The sequence below is a fragment of the Pseudacidovorax sp. genome (assembly GCF_017991995.1).
GTDB lineage: Bacteria > Pseudomonadota > Gammaproteobacteria > Burkholderiales > Burkholderiaceae_C > Xenophilus.
In genome coordinates, this window is sequence record NZ_JAGOPN010000005.1 from 59,538 (window position 1) to 81,527 (window position 21,990).

Below are 21,990 nucleotides of genomic sequence, written 5' to 3' on the forward strand. Positions count from 1 at the left end.
CTCTAATCCGCCGCGCATGACCACCGCCCTGCCCAAGCCGGCCCGGGGCGACGGGGCCGAGGCCCGCCAGCGCCTGCTGCTGGCGGCCCTCGCCCTGTTCGCCGACCAGGGCTTCGCCAAGACCTCCACCCGCGCCATCGCCGCTGCCGCAGACATGAACATCGGCGCCATCAGCTACTACTTCGGCGACAAGGCGGGGCTGTATGCCGCCTGCTTCACCGAGCCCATGGGCGGCAAGGCCGAGGAAACCACCGCCCTGTGGTCCGCGCCCGGCCTGCCGCTCGGCGAGGCGCTGGCCGTGTTCATGCAGGCCTACCTGGAGCCGCTCAAGCTCGGCGAACGCGTGCGCCAGTGCATGCGCCTGCACCTGCGCGAGATGCTGGAGCCCAGCAGCCAGTGGGCCACCGAGGTCGCAAACGAAGTCAAGGGCCCGCACCAGGCCATGGTGCGCCTGCTGGCCCGCCACCTGGGCGCGCGGGTGGACGACGACATCCACCGCCTGGCCTTCGCCGTCATCGGCCTGGCCATGCAGCCCTACGTGACGCGCGACTTCATCGACGCGATCCGCCCCGGCCTGCTGCGCAGCCCCCGCGCCGTGGACCAGTGGGCCGAACGGCTGGCCGGCATGGCCCTGGCCCTGGTGGCGGACGAACGCCGCCGCCGCGCGGCCGACGCTTCCGAGGAACCTTCCGCATGACATCGACAACCGCACCGCGTCGTCGGGCGCCCGGCCGCCTGCTGGCCGCGCTGCCGCTCGCGCTGGCCCTCGCCGCCTGCGGCGTGACCCGCCCACCGGCCTCCGTGCAGGCGCCCGCTCCCGCCCAGTGGCGCAGCCCGGTGCCTGCCGAGGCCGTGCCCCACCACGGCTCGACGGCAGACCTCGCCCACTGGTGGCGCCAGGCCGGCGATCCGCTGCTGGCCGACCTGATCGAGGCCGCTCAGGCCGCCAGCCCCACGGTCGCCAGCGCCGCCGCCCGCGTGACCGAGGCCCGCGGCGCGCGCACCCAGGCCGGCGCGGCCCTGGCGCCGCGGCTGGACGGCAACCTGTCGGCCACGCGCAGCGCCTCGCCGCTCAGCGGCACCAGCACGGGCACCACCACGACCACCGGGACCGGCAGCACCAGCGTGCCGCCGGCCACCATCCTGCAGGCCACGCTGCAGCCCAGCTGGGAGATCGACCTCTTCGGCGGCCTGCGCGCCAGCCGCGATGCCGCCGATGCCCGCCTGGCGGCCGGCGAAGCCCGCTGGCACGATGCCCGCATCGCCGTGGCGGCCGAGACGGCCAATGCCTACTTCGCCGAACGGGCCTGCGCCCGCCAGCTGGCCGTGGCCGAGGCCGACACGCGCTCGCGCAGCGAGACCGCCCGTCTCACCGGCCTGTCCGCCGACGCCGGCTTCACCGCGCCGGCCGATGCGGCCCTGGCGCGCGCCAGTGCGGCCGATGCCTCGGCCCGGCTCACGCAGCAGCGCGCCCAATGCCGCGTGCTGCGACACGGGCTGGTCGCGCTGACGGGCCTGCCGGCGGAGAACCTCGACCGGCGGCTCGATGCCCAGTCCGCCATCACCGCCCTGCCCACGCCCCCGGCCGTGGACGACGTGCCGGCTCAGACGCTCCTGCAGCGCCCCGACCTGTTCGCCGCCGAGCGCGCCGTGGCCGCCGCCAGTGCCGATGCCGGCGCGGCCCAGGCGCAGCGCTATCCGCGCCTGACGCTCAGCGGCAGCGTGGGCCGGCTGCAGCTGCGCACCCAGGGCTTCCGCGCCTCGGTGGACACCTGGAGCGTGGGCCCGGTCGCGCTGTCGGTGCCGCTGTTCGACGGCGGCGTGTCGGCCGCCAATGCCGAGTCGGCGCGCGCCCGCTACGACGAGGCCGTGGTGCAGTACCGCGCTAGCGTGCGGCAGGCCGTGCGCGAGGTGGAAGAGGCGTTGACCAATCTCGACAGCACCCGCCAGCGCGCCGCCGATGCCGACACCGCCGTGCGCGGCTACCAGGCCAACCTCGACGCTGCGCAGTCGCGCTACCAGACGGGTCTGGCCAGCCTGTTCGAGCTGGAGGACGCCCGCCGCACGCTGTTCGCCGCGCAGACGGCGCGCGTCTCGCTGCAGCGCGAGAGCAACGAAGCCTGGGTCGCGCTCTACCGCGCGGTGGGTGGCGGCTGGCAACGGCCCGACGCCGACACCGCAGCCACCGCTTCGGCCACCGCTGCCGGCAGGTCGAACGCCGCCGTCGCCGCCCCAGACCCCCAGGCCGCTTCGACGGCCCTCCCGACCACGACCGGCGCCACCGCGACGCCACGTCCCTGAACCCGCCCCGCGCCCGGAAAGATCACCATGCAACGCTCCCGACGCCCGCTCCTCATCGCGATCCTGGTCGTGGCCCTCCTGGCCGTGGCCGCCTTCTTCCTGCTGCGCGGCAAGCCCGCGGAGGGCGAGGCGGTCAAGAAGGCCGACAAGCCCGCCGCCATCGCCCGCCCTGCCCTCACCGTCACGGTGGTACAGCCGCAGCCCGCCGACCTGGTGGCCGGCCTGCCGGCCAACGGCAACATCGCCGCCTGGCAGGAGGCCATCATCGGCTCCGAATCGGCCGGCCTGCGCCTGGCCGACGTGCGGGTGAACGTGGGCGATGTGGTGAAGAAGGGCCAGGTGCTGGCCACCTTCTCGGGCGACACGGTGCAGGCCGAGGTCGCCCAGGCCCGCGCCAGCCTGGCCGAGGCCGAGGCCGCCGCGGCCGATGCAGCCGCCAATGCCGAGCGCGCACGGACGCTGTCGGCCACCGGCGCGCTGAGCCAGGCCCAGATCAACCAGTACCTCACCACCGGCCAGACCGCCAAGGCCCGCGTCGAGGCCGCCCGCGCCGCGCTGCAGGCGCAGCAGGTGCGCCAGCGCAACACGCAGGTGCTGGCACCGGACGACGGCGTCATCTCCTCGCGCACGGCCACCGTGGGCGCCGTCCTGGGCTCGGGCGCCGAGCTGTTCCGCCTGGTGCGGCGCGGCCGACTCGAATGGCGGGCCGAGGTCGCCTCCAACGAGCTGCCGAAGGTGCGCGTGGGCCAGAAGGCGCGCGTGACGGCGGCCAGCGGCGTCACCGTCGAGGGTACGGTGCGCGCCCTCGCGCCCACCGTCGACCCGCAGACGCGCAATGCGCTGGTCTACGTCGACCTGCCCGCCAACGGCGACGTACGCGCCGGCATGTATGCGCGCGGCGAATTCATGCTCGGCCGCATCGAGCAGCTCACCGTGCCGCAGTCGGCCGTGGTGGTGCGCGACGGCTTCGCCAGCGTGTTCGAGGTGGGCGCCGACGGCAAGGTGGCCATGCGCCGCGTGACGACCGGCCAGCGCGCGGGCGACCGCATCGCCATCGCCGAGGGTGTCAAGCCCGACATGAAGCTGGTCGAGCGCGGCGCGGCCTTCCTCAACGACGGCGACGTGGTGCAGGTGCAGGGCCAGCCCGCGCCGGCAGCGGCCGCGCCGGCGCCCAAGCAGTGACGCAGGAGCCACGCGCATGAACCTTTCCGCCTGGTCGATCCGCAACCCCATTCCGGCGGCGATGCTCTTCGTCCTGCTGACGCTGGCAGGGCTGCTCTCCTTCAAGTCCATGAAGGTGCAGAACTTTCCGGACATGGACCTGCCGGTGGTGGTCGTCACCGCCGCCCTGCCCGGCGCCGCGCCGGGGCAGCTCGAAAGCGATGTGGCGCGTAAGATCGAGAACTCGATCGCCACCATCCAGGGCGTCAAGCACATCACCTCCACGCTGGTCGATGGGCAGGCCACCATCGCCACCGAGTTCGAGCTGGAGAAGCCCGTGCAGGAAGCCGTGGACGACGTGCGCTCGGCCGTGAGCCGCGTGCGCGCCGACCTGCCGGCCGATCTGCGCGACCCCATCGTGGCCAAGCTGGAGCTGTCCTCGCAGCCGGTGCAGGCCTATGCCATCGCCTCCGCCAACTGGGACGACGAGCAGTTGTCGTGGTTCGTCGACGACACGCTGTCGCGCCGCATGCTGGCCGTGCCCGGCGTGGGCGCCATCACCCGCGTGGGCGGCGTCACGCGCGAGGTGCGCGTCGCGCTCGATCCGGCGCGCATGCAGTCGCTGGGCATCACCGCAGCCACGGTCTCGCGCACGCTGCGCCAGGTGCAGATGGAAAGCGCCGGCGGCCGGGCCGAGCTGGGCGGCGCCGAGCAGCCGCTGCGCACCCTGGCCACCGCCAAGACCGCCGCCGAGGTGGCGGCCATGCAGATCCCGCTGGGCAACGGACGCCATGCGCGCGTGGACGAGGTCGCCACCGTCACCGACACCGTGGCCGAGCCGCGCGCGCTGGCCCTGCTGGACGGCAAGCCGGTGATCGGCTTCGAGATCTCGCGCAGCCGCGGCGCCAGCGAGGTGGAAGTGGGCGACGGCGTGGAGAAGGCGCTGGACAAGCTCAAGGCCGACTATCCGCACCTGACGCTGCAGCGCACCTTCGACTTCGTGGACATCGCCAAGGGCGAGTACGACAGCTCGATGCGGCTGCTCTACGAAGGCGCCCTGCTGGCGGTGGTGGTGGTGTGGCTCTTTTTGCGCGACTGGCGGGCGACCATCGTCTCGGCCGTGGCGCTGCCGCTGTCGGTCATCCCGGCCTTCATCGGCATGTACCTGCTGGGCTTTTCCATCAACATCATCACGCTGCTGGCGCTGTCGCTGGTGGTGGGCATCCTGGTGGACGACGCCATCGTGGAGGTCGAGAACATCGTGCGCCACCTGCGCATGGGCAAATCGCCCTATCAGGCGGCGATGGAGGCGGCCGACGAGATCGGCCTGGCGGTGATCGCCACCACCTTCACGCTGATTGCGGTGTTCCTGCCCACGGCCTTCATGAGCGGCATTCCGGGCCGCTTCTTCAAGCAGTTCGGCTGGACGGCGGCGCTGGCGGTGTTCGCGTCTCTGGTAGTGGCGCGGCTGCTCACGCCCATGATGGCGGCCTACATCCTCAAGCCGCTGGTGGGCCACGACAAGGAGCCGGGCTGGATGCGCAGCTACATGCGCGCCTCGGCCTGGTGCCTGCGCCACCGCGGGCTTACGCTGCTGGGTGCCCTGGTGTTCTTCGTCAGTTCGCTGGCGCTGATTCCGCTGCTGCCCTCGGGCTTCATCCCGCCGGACAACAACGTGCAGACCCAGGTCACGCTCGAACTGCCGCCCGGCAGCAAGCTGGCCGACACGCGCCGCGCGGTCGAGGCCGCCAGCGAGCGCATCCGCACGGTCGGCCACATCGAGAGCATCTACGTGGCCATCGGCGGCGGGGCCGCGGGCGCCGACCCGATGTCCGGCGGTGCCGGCAGCGACCCGCGCAAGGCCACGATGACGCTGCGCCTCGCGCCGCGTGGCGAGCGGCCGGTCAAGCAGGTGATCGAGCGCGAGCTGCGGCAGGTGATGGCCGAGGTGCCGGGCGTGCGCGTCAAGGTGGGCCTGGGCGGCTCCAACGACAAGTACATCCTGGCGCTGTCCAGCGAGGACCCGCAGGCCCTGGCCACCGCCTCGCGCGACGTGGAACGCGACCTGCGCACCATCCCCGGCGTGGGCAATGTCAGCTCCAACGCCAGCCTGGTGCGGCCCGAGATCGCGGTACGGCCCGACTTCGCCCGCGCCGCCGACCTGGGCGTGACCAGCAGCGACATCGCCGAGACGCTACGCGTGGCCACGGTGGGCGACTACGAGCAGTACCTGCCCAAGCTCAACCTGGCGCAGCGGCAGGTGCCGATCGTGGTGCGGCTGGCCGACAGTGCGCGCGAAAACCTGTCGACGCTGGAGCGGCTGACCGTCCCCGGCACCCGCGGCCCGGTGCGGCTGGGCGAGGTGGCCACGCTGGAGGCAGCTGGAGGCCCGGCCGTCATCAGCCGCTACGACCGCGCGCGTAACGTCAACTTCGAGATCGAACTGGGCGAACGCGGCCTGGGCGAGGTGGCCGAGGCCATCCGAGCCCTGCCCGCCATCCAGGGCCTGCCGCCCAGCGTGCGCACCATCGACGTCGGCGACGCCGAGATGATGGGCGAGCTGTTCAGCAGTTTCGGCCTGGCCATGCTGACCGGCGTGCTGTGCATCTACATCGTGCTGGTGCTGCTGTTCAAGGATTTTCTGCAGCCGGCCACCATCCTGGCGGCGCTGCCGCTGTCGCTGGGCGGTGCCTTCGTGGCGCTGCTGCTCGCAGGCAAGAGCTTCTCGATGCCCTCGCTGATCGGACTGGTGATGCTGATGGGCATCGCCACCAAGAACTCGATCCTGCTGGTGGAGTACGCCATCGTGGCCCGGCGCGGGCACGACGGCAGCGACGGCCGGCCGGCCGTCGCGCCCATGAGCCGCTGGGACGCGCTGCTCGACGCCTGCCACAAGCGGGCCCGGCCGATCATCATGACCACGCTCGCCATGGGCGCCGGCATGATGCCCATCGCCCTGGCCTGGGGCGAGGCGGACATGAGCTTCCGCTCGCCGATGGCGGTGGCGGTGATCGGCGGGCTGGTCACGTCCACGGTGCTGAGCCTGCTCGTGATCCCGGCCACCTTCACCTATGTGGACGATCTGGAGCAGTGGCTCAAGCGGCTGTTCCGGCGAGGCCGGCCGGCCTCGCCGGACGACACCGCCGAAGGCCACGACCACCCGGCGGCTACAGCACGTCCACCGGAATCTTGAGGTAGCGCACGCCGTTGGCCTCGGCCGGCGGCAGCGCCCCGGCACGGATGTTGACCTGGATGGCCGGCAGGATCAGCACCGGCATGGCCAGCGTGGCGTCGCGCGCCTGCCGCATGGCGACGAAGCCGGCCTCGTCCACGCCCGCGTGCAGGTGGATGTTGGCGCGGCGCTGCTCGGCCACCGTGGTCTCCCAGGCCGGCGCGCGGCCCTCGGGCGGGTAGTCGTGGCACATGAAGAGGCGCGTGGCCGGCGGCAGCGCCAGCAGGCGTTCCACCGAGCGGTAGAGCTGGTGCGCATCGCCGCCGGGGAAGTCGCAGCGCGCGCTGCCCACGTCGGGCATGAAGAGCGTGTCGCCCACGAAGGCGAGCTGCGCGGTGCCGGCTTCGTCCTCCAGCACATAGGCCATGTCGGCCGGCGTGTGGCCGGGCACGTGCATGGCGCGCAACCGCAACGCGCCGACGTGGAAGAGCTCGTCGGGCTCGAACAGGTGGCCGAACTGCGAGCCATCGAGCGCGAAGCCCGGCTCCAGGTTGAACACCTTCTTGAACACGCCCTGCACCGTGCGGATGGCCGAGCCGATGGCGATGGTGCCGCCCAGCGCCTTCTTCAGATACGGCGCGGCCGAGAGGTGGTCGGCATGCGCATGCGTCTCCAGCAGCCACTGCACCGTGAGGCCGTTGGCGCGGACGAAGTCGATCAGGCGGTCGGCCGAATGCGTGGCGGTGCGGCCGGACTTGGGGTCGTAGTCCAGCACCGAATCGACGATGGCGCAGGCCCCGCCCTCGCGCTCGAAGAGCACGTAGCTGATGGTGAAGGTGGCCGGGTCGAAGAAGGGCTGGACCCGGGCGGCGACAGGCTGGTCGGTCATCGGTGGCTCCTGGAAATCAGGGGATGCGGAAAGGACTGGCCAACAGTTTATTGAAAGATAGTTTGTTTTTCAATAAACTGTTGGCCATGCCCACCGCCACCACGCCTTCTGCTTCCACCGACCTGCATCACGACGCCGCCCCTGGCCCCGCCGCACTGGCCCAGTTGCGTGCTTCCGCCGGCCGCGCCTGTGCCCTGCTCAAGGCCATGGCCAACGAAGACCGGCTGCTGCTGCTGTGCATGCTGGCCGAAGGCGAGCGCAACGTCGGCGAACTGCAGGCCGCCACCGGCATCGTGCAGCCCAGCCTGTCGCAGCAGCTCGGCGTACTGCGCGAGGAAGGCCTCGTGCAGACGCGGCGCGAGGGCAAGTTCATCTACTACGCGCTGGCCAGCACCGAGGTGCTGCGGCTGATGCAGGCGCTGCATGCGAGCTTCTGTGCGCCGCAGTGAGGCGTCTTTTCTTTTTCATCCAGGACCCTTCCCATGACCCTCGACTGGCTCCACTTCACGCCCTGGCGCTCGCTCGCCGGTGGCGTCCTCATCGGCCTCTCCGCCGCGCTGCTGGTGCTGTCCAACGGCCGCATCGCCGGCATCAGCGGCATCCTGGGCACGCTGGTCGGCCGCAGCCCCGCGGGCGAACGCCCCTGGCGGCTGGCCTTCCTCGTCGGGCTGCTCGCCGCGCCCATGGTCTGGCGGATCGGCGCCGCGCTGCCGGATGCGCACATCGCAGCCAGCCCGGGCCTGCTGATCGCGGCCGGCCTGCTCGTGGGCCTGGGCACGCGCTACGCAAGCGGCTGCACCAGCGGCCATGGCGTGTGCGGGCTCTCGCGCGGCTCGGTGCGCTCGCTGGCCGCCACGCTCGCCTTCATGGCCGCGGGCTTTGCCACGGTCCTCCTGCTTCGTCACCTGATCGGATGAACCCGCCATGCCTGCATTGACCGCCTTTCTCTCCGGACTCGTCTTCGGCCTCGGCCTGCTGCTCTCCGGCATGGCCGACCCGGCCAAGGTGCTGGGCTTCCTGGACCTGGCCGGCACCTGGGACCCGTCGCTCGCCTTCGTCATGGGTGGCGCCATCGCCGTGGCCGCGCCGGCCTTCGCGCTGGCCCGTCGCCGCAGCCATGGCCTGCTGGGCGCGGCCATGCAACTGCCCAAGGCCACGCACATCGACCGCCGGCTGGTGGTGGGCAGCCTGGTCTTCGGCGCAGGCTGGGGCCTGGCGGGCTTCTGTCCCGGGCCGGCGCTGGTCAGTGCCGCCGCGGGCTACCGCGAAGCCTGGCTCTTCGTGGCAGCCATGGTGGCGGGCATGGCCTTGTTCTCTTTGCTGGAAGGCGGCTGGCGCCGTCAGCCGCGGCCGGTCTGAATTCGGACGTCTTGCCTGAAGCGCCGTGGAAGACGGACCTTGGCGCCAGTACCTCTTGCCGGGTTCAGGCGAACACCACCTCGCAGCTCGACGCCATCAGTGCGGCCATGCCCGCGCGCTGTCGCGCACGCGCATCGGTGACCAGCGTGTGCACGCTGCCGATGGGCGCATAGGCGATGCGGCTGCGCTGGCCGATCTTGCTGTGGTCGGCCAGCACGATGCAGCGGCGCGCGGCGGCCACCATGGCGCGCGCCACCTCGGCCTCGGGCCGCTCGAAGCTGCTGGCGCCCTGCTCGGCACAGATGCCCACCGGTGAGAGCAGCGCCACATCGGCGCGGTAGCGCTGGATCTCCGCCACCGTCTGCGCGCCGCAGGTGGCGGGAACCTCGGTCAACAGCTGGCCGCCCAGCAGGATCACCTCGTTGGCACGGCGGCTTTTGTCGTCGCGCGTGAGGTGCCGCGCCACTTCCAGCCCATTGGTCACGATGGTCAGGCCGCTCAGGCCGGCCAGTTCCTGCGCCAGCAGCGCCGTCGTGGTGCCGGCATCGACCAGCAGCGTCTGCCCCGGCCGCAGCAGGCGGGCGGCGGCCCGGGCGATGGCCTTCTTCTCCCGCGCCCGCGTGGCCTGGCGCACGGCCAGCGGCGCCTCGCGACCACTTTCCTCCACGCCCACGCCACCGCCATGCACGCGGCGCAGCGCGCCTTCGGCCTCCAGCGCCTGCAGGTCGCGCCGCACCGTCTCGCGCGAAACGCCCAGCTCCTGCACCAGGCGGTCGGTGCTCACGGCGCCCTGGGTGCCGAGCAGGGTGCGGATTCGGTGGATGCGCGCTTGTTGGAGCATGAAGGTCGCAGCAGAAGGATCGAGGTAAGCACAGCGCCCGCGGCTGCGCGGGAGTTCGAGCACAGGGCAGCACGGCACCGCGCGGGCATCGTACCGGCGAGTAGCTGAACCGGCCCTGTGCGAACGGCCGATCGCAGCGCCAAGCCGGGTGCCGCACCTCAGGTCACGGCACTGACACGGACTGTTGGCAAATTGTGCATTTGAGTCATTTGTTGTGAATTTCCTCCTGCCTCCTCGGGCGGGAGGCAGGCCACGGCAGATGGGGGAAAACACACGCGCCGGCCTTGGACGGCCGCGCGTCCATTCGACCGTTCGAAGAAAGAACCGGCATGCCACGCACGCACCTGTCCTCCCGACCCGCGCCCGCCTGGAAGGCGGGCCTGCTGGGCCTGGCCACCGCCCTCTCGCTCGCCGCCTGCGGCGGGGGTGGCGGCAGCAGCAACCTCGGCCTGATCGCCGCCGCAGGCAGCGGCAGCGGCACCACCACCCCACCTCCCGCCACCGGCGGCAGCACGGCGCCCGCCACACCCGGCAGCAATGCCGGCCGCAGCGGCCCGAAGGTGCTGCTGGTGCAAGTCGACGGCATGACATACGCCGCACTGCGCCAAGTGCAGGCGGCCGGTGCGCTGACCAGCCTGCGCGCCGCGCCCGCCTGGACGGGCGGGATCGCCGGCACGCCCAGCGCCCAGCCCACCACCACCGGCCCGGCCTTCGCCACGCTGCTGACCGGCACCTGGGCGCGCCACGGCGTCGCCTTCGACAGCGCCGACCAGCGCATCGACACCGCGCGTACGCCCACGCTGCTGGCCCAGCTGCGCCAGCGCACGCAGCCCTTCGCCCTTCAGAGCGGCGTGGTCACCAGCAGCACGGTCGCCGCCAGCCTGAGCGCCGACCCCGCCGTGGCGGCCGCCATCGACCGGCGCGTGGACTGCAACGGCGACGACGGCTGCGTCACCACCCGCACGCGCCAGCTCATCGAGGCCGGCATCGACCTCACAGTGGCCGAGTACGGCGCGCCCGCCCGCGCCGCCACCGACGGCCTGGGCAGCGCCGGCTACCGCGCCAGCGTCACCGCCACGGCCGCCGCCGTGCAGCAGCTGCTGGACACCATCGCCCGCCGCCAGGCCAACGACCCGAAGGAAGACTGGCTCGTGCTGCTGACCGCCGACCATGGCCTGGATGCCTTCGGCAGCACCACCGGCAGCCAGTCGCTGGACGACAAGACCAGCTTCGTCGCCAGCAACAAGGCCCTGCCCTCGCTGCCCGCGGTCAACGATGCGCCGCCGGCCGACATCGCCACCCTGCTGCAGGCCGCGGCGGCCACCGACCTCGCGCCCACCGTGCTGCAGCACCTGGGCATACTGCCCGCGCTGGAGCAGCGCGGCTACGACGGCATCGCGCTGCAGGCCGGCACCGCCGTGCGCCAGCTGCGCGCCGTGGCCGGCGCCGACAAGGCCAGCCTGGTGCTCGGCTGGACGATGGCCGGCAACACGCAGGTGCCGGTGAAGGTGTACCGCGACGGCACGCTGATCGCCACCCTGCCCGCCGCCAGTACCCGCTACACCGACAACATCCAGGCCGCCGCGGACGGGCTCTATGCCTACCGCTATACCGTGGTGGCCGGCGACTCGGCCACTGGCGTGCAGGCGCAGATCGCCTACGTCAAGCCCGCGCTGCTCGCGACCACGCTGGTGCAGGGCCTGGCCGCGTACTACCCGCTCAATGCGCTGCCCACCATCGATGCGATCGGCGCCTCGACGATGGCGCCCTGGGCGTCGGACGCCGCCGCCGGCTCGCTGGTGAGCGACGACCCCTTCGTCGCGCCGTACAAGGGCAAGGCGCTGCGCGTGGACAGCACCATCAGGAACGCCAGCGGCATGTCGGGCTACCGCCTGCTGCAGGGCACCGACGTGGCCACCGACAGCAGCGTCACGGCCTACACCCTCGGCTTCTGGCTGCGCACCGACGCCAGCTGCAGCCAGGGCGTGAGCAATGGCGGCACGGTGATCGGCAACAAGAACTACACCACCGGCGCCAACGCGGGCCTGGCCATCGGCTTGTTCGGCGGCTGCGAGATCCGCTTCAACGTCGGCGCCGGCGGCAGCCGTGCCGACAGCAATGGCTACAAGCTCAGCGCCGGCCAGTGGGCCTACGTGGCGGTGGTCATCGACAAGGCCAACCTCAGGATGACCGGCTACGTGCTCGACCCGGCCCTGGGCACGCAGACCGGCAGCGCCACGCTGACCAGCACCCTCGTCGCCCAGCTCGGCGGCCTCAAGAACGGCATCGGCCTCAACGAGGACGGCACCGGCCTGTACTACCAGCGCGAGACCAGCTCGCCGCGCGGCGCCATGGACTTCGACGACTTCGCCATCTGGCGCCGAGCCCTCACGGCCGACGAGATCGCCAGCATGTTCAAGGCGGCGCAGCCGCTGTCCACCCTGCCGCGCTGAAGGAGCCGCCCTCATGAACACCCGCCGCAACTTCCTGCGCGCCTCGGCCACCACGGCCGGTGCTGCCGCCGCCCTGGCCGCCTTTCCGCCCAGCATCCGCCGTGCGCTGGCCATTCCGGCCAACAACGTCACCGGCACCATCAAGGACGTCGAGCATGTGGTCATCCTGATGCAGGAGAACCGCTCCTTCGACCACTACTTCGGCACGCTGCCCGGCGTGCGCGGCTTCGGCGACCGCTTCACCGTGCCGCTGCCGGGCGGCCTGAACGTCTGGCAGCAGAGCGACGGCAACGGCAAAGTCATCCTGCCCTTCCACCTGGACAGCAGCAAGGGCAACGCCCAGCGCGACGGCGGCACGCCGCACGACTGGGACGACAGCCAGAAGGCCTGGGACAACGGCCGCCTGGCGCAATGGCCGCGCTACAAGACCACCAAGGCCATGGGCTACCACCAGGAAGCCGAGGTGCCTTTTCAGTTCGCACTGGCCAATGCCTTCACGCTGTGCGACGCCTACCACTGCGCGATGCACACGGGCACGGATGCCAACCGCTCCTTCCACCTCACTGGCACCAACGGCCCGACGGCGCAGAACGTGGCTTTCGTGCGCAACGAATGGGACTGGCTCGACGGCCGGGCTTCGGCCGTCACCACCGGCTACACCTGGAAGACCTATGCGGAGCGGCTGGAAGACGCCAAGGTCAGCTGGATCTCGTACCAGAACATGCCCGACGAATGGGGCGACAACATGCTGGGCGCCTTCCGCCAGTTCCGCCGGGCCAACCTGGCCTCGCCCTACCCCGTGAGCAGCGGCGGCGCGCCCAACCAGCCCTACTCCAACAGCGGCCAGGCCACACCCTACCGCGCCTACGACCCGGCCACCGACAACGCCGGCAACCCGCTCTACAAGGGCATCGCCAACACGCTGCCGGGCAGCAAGCCCGAGGACTACCTCGACGCCTTCCGACGCGACGTGCGCGAGGGCCGGCTGCCGCAGGTCTCGTGGATCAACGCGCCCTCCATCTACTGCGAGCACCCCGGCCCGTCGAGCCCGGTGCAGGGTGCCTGGTTCATCCAGGAGATCCTGGACGCGCTCACCGCCGTGCCCGAGGTCTGGAGCAAGACGGTGCTGCTGGTGAACTTCGACGAGAACGACGGCTACTTCGACCACGTGCCCTCGCCGTCGGCGCCCTCGCCCAATGGCGACGGCAGCTACGCCGGCAAGACCACGCTGCCCGATTCGGCGCTCGCCGCCGAGTACTTCACCCATGCCGCGCCCGAGGGCAGCACCGGCCAGCCCAAGCCCGACGGCCGCGTGTACGGCCCCGGCCCGCGCGTGCCCATGTACGTGATCTCGCCCTGGAGCCGTGGCGGCTGGGTCAATTCGCAGGTCTTCGACCACACCTCGGTGCTGCGCTTCCTGGAACAGCGCTTCGGCGTCGCGGAACCCAACATCGGCCCCTTCCGCCGTGCCGTCTGCGGCGACCTCACCAGCGCCTTCAACTTCGTCAACCCCAATGGCGAGCCACTGCCCACGCTGTCGGGCCGCAAGTCGCGCGACCAGGCCGACCAGCTGCGCACGCAGCAGCAGGCGCTGGCGCAGATCGTGCCGCCGGCCAACCCACAACTGCCGCGCCAGGCCGCCGGCACGCGACCCTCGCGCGCCCTGCCCTACGAGCTGCACACCAGCGCGCGCGTGGATGCCGCTGCCGGCACCGTGCGCCTGATCTTCAGCAACACCGGCAAGCAGGCGGCGGTGTTCCACGTCTACGACCGGCTCAACCTCGGCCGCGTGCCGCGCCGCTACATGGTGGAGGCCGGCAAGCAGCTGGACGACACCTGGGCCGCCGCCACCGACAACGCGGGCCTGTACGACCTGTGGGTGCTCGGCCCCAACGGTTATCACCGCCACTTCCGCGGCGACCTCAACGCGAGCCGCGCGGCGGGCACGGCCAGCCCGGAACTGCGCGTCTGCTACGACGTGGCCAACGGCAACGTCTACCTGCGCATGCGCAACGACGGCACCGCCGCCTGCACGCTGACGATCCGCGCCAGGGCCTACCGCGACGACGGCCCCTGGACCGCCACCCTGGCACCCGGCGCCACCGCCGAGCAGCACTGGGACCTGGCCGGCAGCGGCCGCTGGTACGACTTCGAGGTCGGCAGCAGCACCGACCCCAGCTTCCATCGCCGCTTCGCCGGCCGCGTCGAGACCGGCGCGCCGTCGGTGAGCGACCCGGCCATGGGCCTGGCCGAACGTTGAGCCGTCCGCCCCACCTCTTCCCTTCCATCCCCGACCACGAGCAACCCACCATGTCCCACACCCTCCTCTCCCTGCGCACCGGCCTCGTCGTGCTGGCCACCTGCGCCGCCCTGTCCGCCTGCGGCGGCAGCGGTGGCGGCAGCGGCTTCGTGCCCGCCGTCGGCGGCACCGCGCCAAGTGCCGGCAACGGCAACAGCGGCACCACCACGCCGCCCGCCACTGGCGACGGCAGCAAGGCGCCCGAGATGCGCTGCGCGCCCTGAACCCACCGAGTCCCGCAGACCCACGACGACACGCACACCATGAACTCCCGTCGCAAATTCCTCCAGGCCTCGGCCACCTCGGGCATCGCCGCCGCCACGCTGGCGGCCTTTCCGCCCAGCATCCGCAAGGCCCTGGCCATTCCGGCCAACAACGTCACCGGCACCATCAAGGACGTCGAGCACGTGGTCATCCTGATGCAGGAGAACCGCTCCTTCGACAACTACTTCGGCACGCTGATGGGCGTGCGCGGCTTCGGCGACCGCTTCACCATCCCGCTGCCCAAGGGCCTGAACGTGTGGCAGCAGTCCGATGCCAACGGCAAGCCGGTGCTGCCCTACTACCTGGACGGCAGCAAGGGCAACGCCCAGCGCGTGAGCGGCACGCCCCACTCCTGGACCGACGGCCAGAACGCGTGGGACGGCGGGCGCATGTATCAGTGGCCGCGCTACAAGAACACGGCCTCCATGAGCTACTACAAGGAGGCGGAGCTGCCCTTCCAGTTCGCGCTGGCCAATGCCTTCACCATCTGCGACGCCTACCACTGCGCGATGCACACGGGCACCAACTCCAACCGCATGTTCCTGTGGACCGGCACCAACGGCCCCACCGGCGCCAACGTGGCCTCGGTGGTGAACGTGTGGGACGACATCGGCCCTTCGACCCAGGGCTACAACTGGAAGACCTATCCCGAGCGGCTGGAAGCGGCCAAGGTGAGCTGGATGGTCTACCAGTTCATGCCCGACAACTTCACCGACAACCCGCTGGCCGGCTTCGTGCAGTACCGCAAGGCCAACGAGGCCTCGGGCAAGCCGGTGAGCAACGACGCCGCCTCGCCGGCCTACGACCCGGCCAGCGACAACGCGGGCAACCCGCTCTACAAGGGCATCGCCAACACCATGCCCGACGGCGGCCTGCTGGGGACCTTCAAGCAGGACATCAAGAACGGCAAGCTGCCGCAGGTGTCGTGGATCGTGGCACCGGCCACCTATTCCGAGCACCCCGGCCCCTCGAGCCCGGTGCAGGGCGCCTGGTACATCCAGGAGGTGCTGGACGCGCTCACCGCCGTGCCCGAGGTGTGGAGCAAGACGGTGCTCTTCGTCAACTTCGACGAGAACGACGGGTACTTCGACCATGTGCCCTCGCCCTCGGCCCCCTCGCCCAATGGCGACGGCACCTTTGCGGGCAAGACGACGCTGCCCGAGGCCGACGTCGCCTTCGAGCGCTTCACGCATCCGGTGGCTTCGCCCGGCCAGCCGGTGCCGGACGGCAAGGTCTACGGCCCCGGCATCCGCGTGCCCATGTACGTGATCTCGCCGTGGAGCCGTGGTGGCTGGGTCAACTCGCAGGTCTTCGACCACACCTCGGTGCTGCGCTTCCTGGAGCAGCGCTTCGGCGTGACGGAGCCCAACATCAGCGCCTACCGGCGTGCGGTGTGCGGTGACCTGACCAGCGCCTTCAACTTCGCCAACCCCAACAACGAGGCCCTGCCCACGCTGGCCGGCCGCAAGACCCAGGCCGAGGCGGACCAGCTTCGCGCCCAGCAGCAGGCGCTGGCGCAGATCGTGCCGCCCGCCACGCAGCAGCTGCCCCGCCAGGCCACCGGCACGCGGCCCTCGCGTGCCCTGCCCTACGAACTGCACACGAGCGCGCGCGTGGATGCATCGGCGGGCACAGTGCGGCTGATCTTCAGCAACACGGGCAAGCAGGCGGCGGTGTTCCATGTCTACGACAAGCTCAACCTGGACCGCCTGCCGCGCCGCTACATGGTGGAACCTGGCAAGCAGCTGGAGGACAGCTGGGCCGTCGCCACCGACAACGCGGGCCTGTACGACCTGTGGGTGCTCGGCCCCAACGGTTATCACCGCCACTTCCGCGGCGACCTGAACGCGCTGCGCGCGGGCGGCGCGGCCAACCCGGAGCTGCGCGTGTGCTACGACGTGGCCAATGGCAACGTCTATCTGAAGATGCTCAACGGCGGCAGCGGTACGTGCAGCTTCACCATCCGAGCCAAGGCCTACCGTGACGATGGTCCGTGGACGGCGACGGTGGCCGCGGGTGCCAGCGCCGAGCAGCACTGGGACCTGTCGGGCAGTGGCCGCTGGTACGACTTCGCGGTCACCAGCAGTGCCGATCCGAGCTTCTACCGCCGCTTCGCAGGCCGCGTGGAGACCGGCGCGCCGTCGGTGAGCGATCCGGCGATGGGGCTGCAGGACCTTTGAGTCCGGCTGCGTCGGTCGCGCCGGGTTGTTGAGCTGTTGAGCTGTTGAGCTGATTGGCTGTTTGGCTCATGCGCTCCTGAGCGCTTCGAAGGCTCCTGCACGGGTGCGGTCTCCATGCGCAAGTCATGGGACGGTGACCCGGCAGAGGGCACCGGCATGCGCGCTCCCGGTGCACGCTCGCGCCGACCGGCTTGCTGCACCGGGCGGGTGCCCGCTCTCCACCGACGCGCCTTCTGCACTGCACGGCGCCGCGAATGGCACCTCCGCACGCACACCGGCACCCTCCGCCTCGACGCTGCGCCCGAACGGCCGGGTTCGGCCGCCCGGGCCCCAAATCCGTTCGCCCTGAGCTGGTCGATGGGCAGAGGGGCGCGCGGCGCATGTGCACTGCGATGCCTGACCCGCCTGCCTGCTGCCCATAGGGGCGAGGCTTCGACAGGCTCAGCCCGAACGGGTTGGGGTTGATTGGCCGGCATTGGCTCCGCGACCCCAACAACTCAAAAGACCGAAGGCCCCAAAGCCCGAGCCCGAGACCCAACCCAAACGACCGAAAGGGCCAAGGCTTGAAACCGGGAGGGCTCGCGCGCAGCGTCGAGGCGGAGGATGCCGGTGTGCGTGCGGAGGTGCCATTCGCGGCGCCGTGCAGTACCCCAAGCACGTCGGTGGAGAGCGAGCGCCCGTGCGGTGAGGCAAGCCGGTCAGCGCGAGCGTGCACCGGGAGCGCGCATGCCGGCGTCCTCTGCCGGGTTAGCGGCGAGCCGGTCGAACACCCGGATCAGCGATAGATCACGCGAATCAGCGGTCGATCACCCGAGTCAACGGTCGATCACCAGAGTCAGCGATCGATCAACCGGCCCAGCACTTGCTCAGCCCATCGACCCACGGCCACAAAAGGCGCACCCCCTAGAATCCGCGCCCTTTGCCCGCCCCTGCCATGACCGCTCCGTCCTGCTGCGCCATCGACTTCGGCACCTCCAACTCCGCCATCGCCCTGCCCCAGGCCGACGGCAGCGCGCGGCTGGTGCTGGTGGAGGACGGGCGGCCCACCATGCCGACCACCGTCTTCTACGACGTCGAAGACCTCGAAGGCCACGAGCCGCCGCGCCAGCTGCATGGCCGGGCCGCCCTGGCCGCCTATGTGGAAGGCCGCGAGGGCCGGCTGATGCGTTCGATGAAGAGCATCCTGGGCTCGGGCCTGGCCGAGCAGTCCACCGAAGTGGGCGAAGGTCGCTCGGTGCGCTACCTCGACGTGATCGGCGACTACCTGCGGCACCTGCGCCACCTCGGCGAACAGACCGCCGGCGGGCCGCTGGCGCGCGTGGTGCTCGGCCGTCCCGTGCACTTCGTCGACGAGGACCCCGCGCGCGACGCCAAGGCCCAGGCCTCGCTGGAGGCCGCGGCGCGCGAGGTGGGCTTTGCCGAGGTCCACTTCCAGTTCGAGCCCATCGCCGCCGCGCTGGACCACGAGCAGTCGGTCTCGCAGGAAGAGCTCGTTCTGGTGGCCGACATCGGCGGCGGTACCTCCGACTTCTCGCTGGTGCGCGTGGGGCCGCAGCGGCGCGAGCGCCTCGATCGCAAGGACGACATCCTGGCCAACCACGGCGTGCACGTGGCCGGCACCGACTTCGACCGCCGTCTGGACCTGGCCGCGATCCTGCCGCTGTGCGGCTACCGGGCGCTGGGCCCGGCCCGTCCGGGCGAGCGCCCGCGCGAAGTGCCCAACGCGGTGTACTTCGACCTTGCGACCTGGCACCTGATCAATGGCGTCTACGCCACCAATCGCGTGCTCGAGCTGCAGCGCATGCGCAGCTTCTATGCCGACGCGCGGCTGCACGCCCGCCTGATGCATGTGGTGCAGGCCCGCCTGGGCCACGCGCTGCTGGCGCGCGCCGAGGCCGCCAAGATCGCCGTGGCCGAGGGCGGCGCCACCACGCTGGGGCTGGACCTGATCGAGCCCGGCCTGGCCACGCCGCTGGATGCCGCCACCGCGCTCGGCGCGCTGGACGCCGACCTGCAGCGCATCGCCGACGCCGCCGTCGAGACGCTGGTCCAGGCCGGCGTGACGGCGCAGGACGTGCGCACGCTCTACTTCACCGGGGGCTCCACCGGCCTGCGCGCCCTCACCGAACGGATCGCCCAGGTGGTGCCCGGGGCACGCGTGGTGCACGGCGACCGGGAATCGAGCGTGGCCCGCGGCCTCGGGCTGCACGCCTTGCGCGTCTTCGGCTGAGCAGCGGGCGTCGGCGCGTCAGACGCGCAGGCCCTCCAGAGTCCGCTCTTCCCGCAGCAGGGCGGGCAAAGGCGCTAGCGCCGGCAGGCCCAGGTAGCTGCGCACATGGTGGAAGTCCGGGTCGCTGTCGAACACGGCGTCCAGCTCCTGCGGCCCGAGGAACTGGCCGCAGGCCAGGCGCTCGCCGATGCGGGCGCAGAGGTAGCCGAGGGCCAGAGCGGGTGCGCGCGCTGGCGGCGCCGCCTCCAGCGGCGTGACCAGCACCGATTCGAGCGCCCAGGCATCCGCCGCCAGGTGGGCGGGCAGCTTCCATTCGCGCATCAGCAACTGCCCGAGGGCGCCGGCCGACACGCCCCAATGGGCCTGCTGAAGCCGCAGGCGCGGCAACAGCGCGCCGGGCGCCACCGCGTCGTCGGGCGCGCGGCTCGCGTGCTGGAAGGTGGTCGCGGCCAGGTGGCCCACGAAGGAGATCACGACGCCGGTGGCCAGCGCGCCGGGATCCTCCAGCTGCAGGCGCGGTGCCAGGCGCAGGCACAGCGCGCCCGCCAAGCCGCCCGAGGCATCCAGCGTGTCCAGCACCCGGCGGCCGAAGGGCGAGCCGCTGTTGAAGGACATGCCCAGCATGTGCCGCAGGCAGATGTTGCGCACCGTGGTCAGCCCCAGGAAGGTGATGGCCTGGCTCACGCTGGCCACTGGCTGGCGTACGCCGTAGAGCGGCGAGTTGACGGCCGCCATCACCTTGGCGGCCACCAGCGGCTCGCCCATCACCAGCGCCGCCAGCTCCGAGGCGCCGGCGCGCGACACGAAGTCGGGCGACACCAGCTGCTGCAACGCGCGCGGCGGCGGCGGGATCTCGCGCAGCACCGTGCGCACGCGGCGTGCCTGCTCCTCCAGCAGCGCGTCGGCGGCGGTGAGCTGGAAGCTGGCCAACTGCTCGGGCAGGCCGCCCGTGGGCGGCGGCGCGTAGGCCTGGAGTGCGGCGTCGGGGCCGGCCTCCACCTCGCGCCATTCGAACTCGGTTGCCAGCGGCGCAGGCGCGGTCGCCGTGCGGCGCGGGGCGGCCGCGGGCACGCCGGGCGCGTCGGCGCGGCCAGTCAACGAGTGCCACCAATGCTGCCAGCGGCTCGTCATGCGATGCGGCCGCCCCCATGAGCCTGCCACCCGGCCGGACGCACCGGTCCCCCGGCGATGGACCAGTGGGGGACGGACGGACACAGGCACATGGTGGCGGAGGGTCGTGAGGTGCAAGGCGCACCCGGAGTGGGCGGCGCACCAGGAAATGAAGCCAAAGGAATTATTAACGCTTTGTTTCAATTGGCGCAACAGGCCCGACCCAACGCTATGATCGGCGGCCCTGGAGATGGCATTCCTCCATGAACCGCCGTGGCGCCTGCCGCGGCTGATGATGCCTACATGCCCCTGACCTCGTCGGGAAGCTGTAGGCGCTCGCGTCCGCACTCGACGGCTGGGTCAGGTCCCTTTCCTTCGCATCGACGACATGACCCGACATTCCCGCTTCGAGCAGCTCGCCCTGCTGCGCTCGGTCGCCAAGTGGCTGCCCCTGGCCAGCCTGGTGGCCGCGCTGGCCGGCTCGGCCTCCGCCTTTTTCCTCTTCGCACTGGACGCCGCCACGCGATGGCGAGAGACGCATCCGGCCATCATCTGGCTGTTGCCCTTGGCCGGCGCGGCCGTGGGCTGGATCTACTGGCGCCTGGGCAAGCAGGTCGAGGCGGGCAACAACCTCATCATCGACGAGATCCACGACCCCCAGAAGACCGTGCCGCTGCGCATGGCGCCGCTGGTGCTGGGCGGCACGGTGGTGTCGCACCTGTTCGGCGCCTCGGTGGGGCGCGAAGGCACCGCGGTGCAGATGGGCGGTGCGCTGGCCGACCAGCTGACGCGCCTGTTCCGGCTGGACAACGAGGACCGGCGCATCCTGCTGATGGCGGGCATCGCGGCCGGCTTCTCGTCGGTGTTCGGCACGCCGCTGGCGGGCGCCCTCTTCGGCCTGGAGGTGCTGGCCATCGGTCGCATGCGCTACGACGCGCTCTTTCCGTGCACCGTGGCGGCCATCGTGGCCGACCAGGTCGGCCAGGCCTGGGGTGTGCACCACACGCATTACGTGGTCGGCAGCGTGGCGCCGGTGACGCTGTGGAGCGTGCTGGCGGTCACGCTGGCGGGCATCGCCTTCGGCCTCGTCGGCCGGGCGTTCGCCGTGGCCACGCACCGGCTGGGCGGCTGGGTGCGGCGCTGCATCGCCTACCCGCCGCTGCGCCCCTTCGCGGGCGGCATGGTGGTGGCGGTCGCGGTGTGGGCACTGGACGCGCACCGCTACATCGGCCTGGGCATTCCGACCATCGTGGCGGCCTTCGAGGGTCCGCTGCCACCGTGGGACTTCCTGGGCAAGATGGCCTTCACCATCGTCTCGCTGGGCACCGGCTTCAAGGGCGGCGAGGTGACGCCGCTGTTCTACATCGGCGCCACGCTGGGCAATGCGCTGGCGCCGCTTCTGCACATGCCGGTGTCGATGCTGGCGGGCATCGGCTTCGTGGCGGTGTTCGCGGGCGCGGCCAACACGCCGGTGGCGACGATCGTGATGGCGGTGGAACTCTTCGGGCCGGCCATCGGCCCGCTGGCGGCCATCGGCTGCCTGGCCAGCTACCTCAGTTCCGGCCACACTGGCATCTACCACGCCCAGCGCGTGGGCAATGGCAAGTACCGGCCGGCGCTGCCCGAGGGGCTGCGACTGTCGGAGATCGCGCAGTACCGGCTGCAGGCCAAGGCCGCGCACGCCAAGGCGAGCGAGCCCCAAAAGCAGAGCTGAGCACCGGCCGGAGCCGT

16 protein-coding genes and 1 riboswitch are annotated in these 21,990 nt (G+C 71.6%); of the genes, 13 read left to right on the top strand and 3 right to left on the bottom strand.

Annotation, left to right across the window (positions count from 1 at the left end):
• Positions 1-16: 16 nt before the first annotated feature.
• Genes KBC94_RS08345 through KBC94_RS08360 form a run of 4 tightly spaced genes read left to right on the top strand, consistent with a single transcriptional unit; the run spans position 17 to position 6,655 of the window.
• The gene (locus tag KBC94_RS08345; protein WP_294368580.1) at positions 17-697 is read left to right on the top strand and encodes a CerR family C-terminal domain-containing protein; all 681 of its coding nucleotides are present in this window, start codon (positions 17-19) and stop codon (positions 695-697) included.
• A complete protein-coding gene (locus KBC94_RS08350) occupies positions 694-2,301 on the top strand; it encodes an efflux transporter outer membrane subunit (RefSeq protein ID WP_294368582.1) in 1,608 nt (535 codons plus the stop codon). The genes KBC94_RS08345 and KBC94_RS08350 overlap by 4 nt, the downstream gene beginning before the upstream one ends.
• 27 nt (positions 2,302-2,328) lie before the next feature.
• Positions 2,329-3,483 (top strand): efflux RND transporter periplasmic adaptor subunit, encoded by a 1,155-nt coding sequence (locus KBC94_RS08355; protein WP_294368584.1) that lies wholly within the window; start codon positions 2,329-2,331, stop codon positions 3,481-3,483.
• A gap of 16 nt (positions 3,484-3,499) precedes the next feature.
• Positions 3,500-6,655, top strand: coding sequence for an efflux RND transporter permease subunit (locus KBC94_RS08360; protein ID WP_294368587.1), 3,156 nt, complete (start codon positions 3,500-3,502; stop codon positions 6,653-6,655).
• Here KBC94_RS08360 and KBC94_RS08365 read toward each other — a convergent pair.
• Positions 6,630-7,523 carry an MBL fold metallo-hydrolase gene (locus tag KBC94_RS08365; protein ID WP_294368591.1) on the bottom strand — a complete coding sequence of 298 codons (894 nt, stop codon included), beginning with the start codon at positions 7,521-7,523 and terminating at the stop codon, positions 6,630-6,632. The two genes, KBC94_RS08360 and KBC94_RS08365, sit on opposite strands and share 26 nt — an antisense overlap.
• Before the next feature lie 86 nt (positions 7,524-7,609).
• On the opposite strand from KBC94_RS08365, the gene KBC94_RS08370 reads away from it, so the two are divergent.
• Genes KBC94_RS08370 through KBC94_RS08380 form a run of 3 tightly spaced genes read left to right on the top strand, consistent with a single transcriptional unit; the run spans position 7,610 to position 8,882 of the window.
• Positions 7,610-7,972 (top strand): metalloregulator ArsR/SmtB family transcription factor, encoded by a 363-nt coding sequence (locus KBC94_RS08370; protein WP_294368597.1) that lies wholly within the window; start codon positions 7,610-7,612, stop codon positions 7,970-7,972.
• Between the two features lie 33 nt (positions 7,973-8,005).
• Positions 8,006-8,440: a YeeE/YedE family protein gene (locus tag KBC94_RS08375; protein WP_294368601.1), complete on the top strand. Its 435-nt coding sequence runs from the start codon at positions 8,006-8,008 to the stop codon at positions 8,438-8,440.
• Between the two features lie 7 nt (positions 8,441-8,447).
• Positions 8,448-8,882 carry a YeeE/YedE family protein gene (locus KBC94_RS08380; protein WP_294368606.1) on the top strand — a complete coding sequence of 145 codons (435 nt, stop codon included), beginning with the start codon at positions 8,448-8,450 and terminating at the stop codon, positions 8,880-8,882.
• Positions 8,883-8,946: 64 nt separating this feature from the next.
• Here the strand turns inward: KBC94_RS08380 and KBC94_RS08385 are convergent, their stop codons facing one another.
• Positions 8,947-9,723, bottom strand: coding sequence for a DeoR/GlpR family DNA-binding transcription regulator (locus KBC94_RS08385; RefSeq protein ID WP_294368607.1), 777 nt, complete (start codon positions 9,721-9,723; stop codon positions 8,947-8,949).
• A gap of 329 nt (positions 9,724-10,052) precedes the next feature.
• On the opposite strand from KBC94_RS08385, the gene KBC94_RS08390 reads away from it, so the two are divergent.
• The 5 genes from KBC94_RS08390 to KBC94_RS08410 all read left to right on the top strand — a co-directional run bounded on the left by KBC94_RS08390 (position 10,053) and on the right by KBC94_RS08410 (position 19,149).
• A complete protein-coding gene (locus KBC94_RS08390) occupies positions 10,053-12,176 on the top strand; it encodes a LamG-like jellyroll fold domain-containing protein (protein ID WP_294368609.1) in 2,124 nt (707 codons plus the stop codon).
• A 13-nt stretch (positions 12,177-12,189) separates the two neighbouring features.
• Complete coding sequence (locus KBC94_RS08395) at positions 12,190-14,436, top strand: phosphocholine-specific phospholipase C (RefSeq protein ID WP_294368611.1); 2,247 nt, start codon at positions 12,190-12,192, stop codon at positions 14,434-14,436.
• A gap of 50 nt (positions 14,437-14,486) precedes the next feature.
• Positions 14,487-14,699 carry a hypothetical protein gene (locus KBC94_RS08400; RefSeq protein ID WP_294368612.1) on the top strand — a complete coding sequence of 71 codons (213 nt, stop codon included), beginning with the start codon at positions 14,487-14,489 and terminating at the stop codon, positions 14,697-14,699.
• 39 nt (positions 14,700-14,738) lie between these two features.
• Positions 14,739-16,919, top strand: coding sequence for a phosphocholine-specific phospholipase C (locus KBC94_RS08405; protein WP_294368614.1), 2,181 nt, complete (start codon positions 14,739-14,741; stop codon positions 16,917-16,919).
• A gap of 934 nt (positions 16,920-17,853) precedes the next feature.
• Positions 17,854-19,149 (top strand): Hsp70 family protein, encoded by a 1,296-nt coding sequence (locus KBC94_RS08410; protein ID WP_294368616.1) that lies wholly within the window; start codon positions 17,854-17,856, stop codon positions 19,147-19,149.
• Between the two features lie 18 nt (positions 19,150-19,167).
• Here the strand turns inward: KBC94_RS08410 and KBC94_RS08415 are convergent, their stop codons facing one another.
• Complete coding sequence (locus KBC94_RS08415) at positions 19,168-20,280, bottom strand: HDOD domain-containing protein (RefSeq protein ID WP_294368618.1); 1,113 nt, start codon at positions 20,278-20,280, stop codon at positions 19,168-19,170.
• 216 nt (positions 20,281-20,496) lie between these two features.
• Positions 20,497-20,568, top strand: a riboswitch (Fluoride riboswitch).
• A gap of 79 nt (positions 20,569-20,647) precedes the next feature.
• Between KBC94_RS08415 and KBC94_RS08420 the strand changes: the two genes are divergently transcribed.
• Positions 20,648-21,973 (top strand): voltage-gated chloride channel family protein, encoded by a 1,326-nt coding sequence (locus tag KBC94_RS08420; RefSeq protein WP_294368621.1) that lies wholly within the window; start codon positions 20,648-20,650, stop codon positions 21,971-21,973.
• Positions 21,974-21,990: the final 17 nt, after the last annotated feature.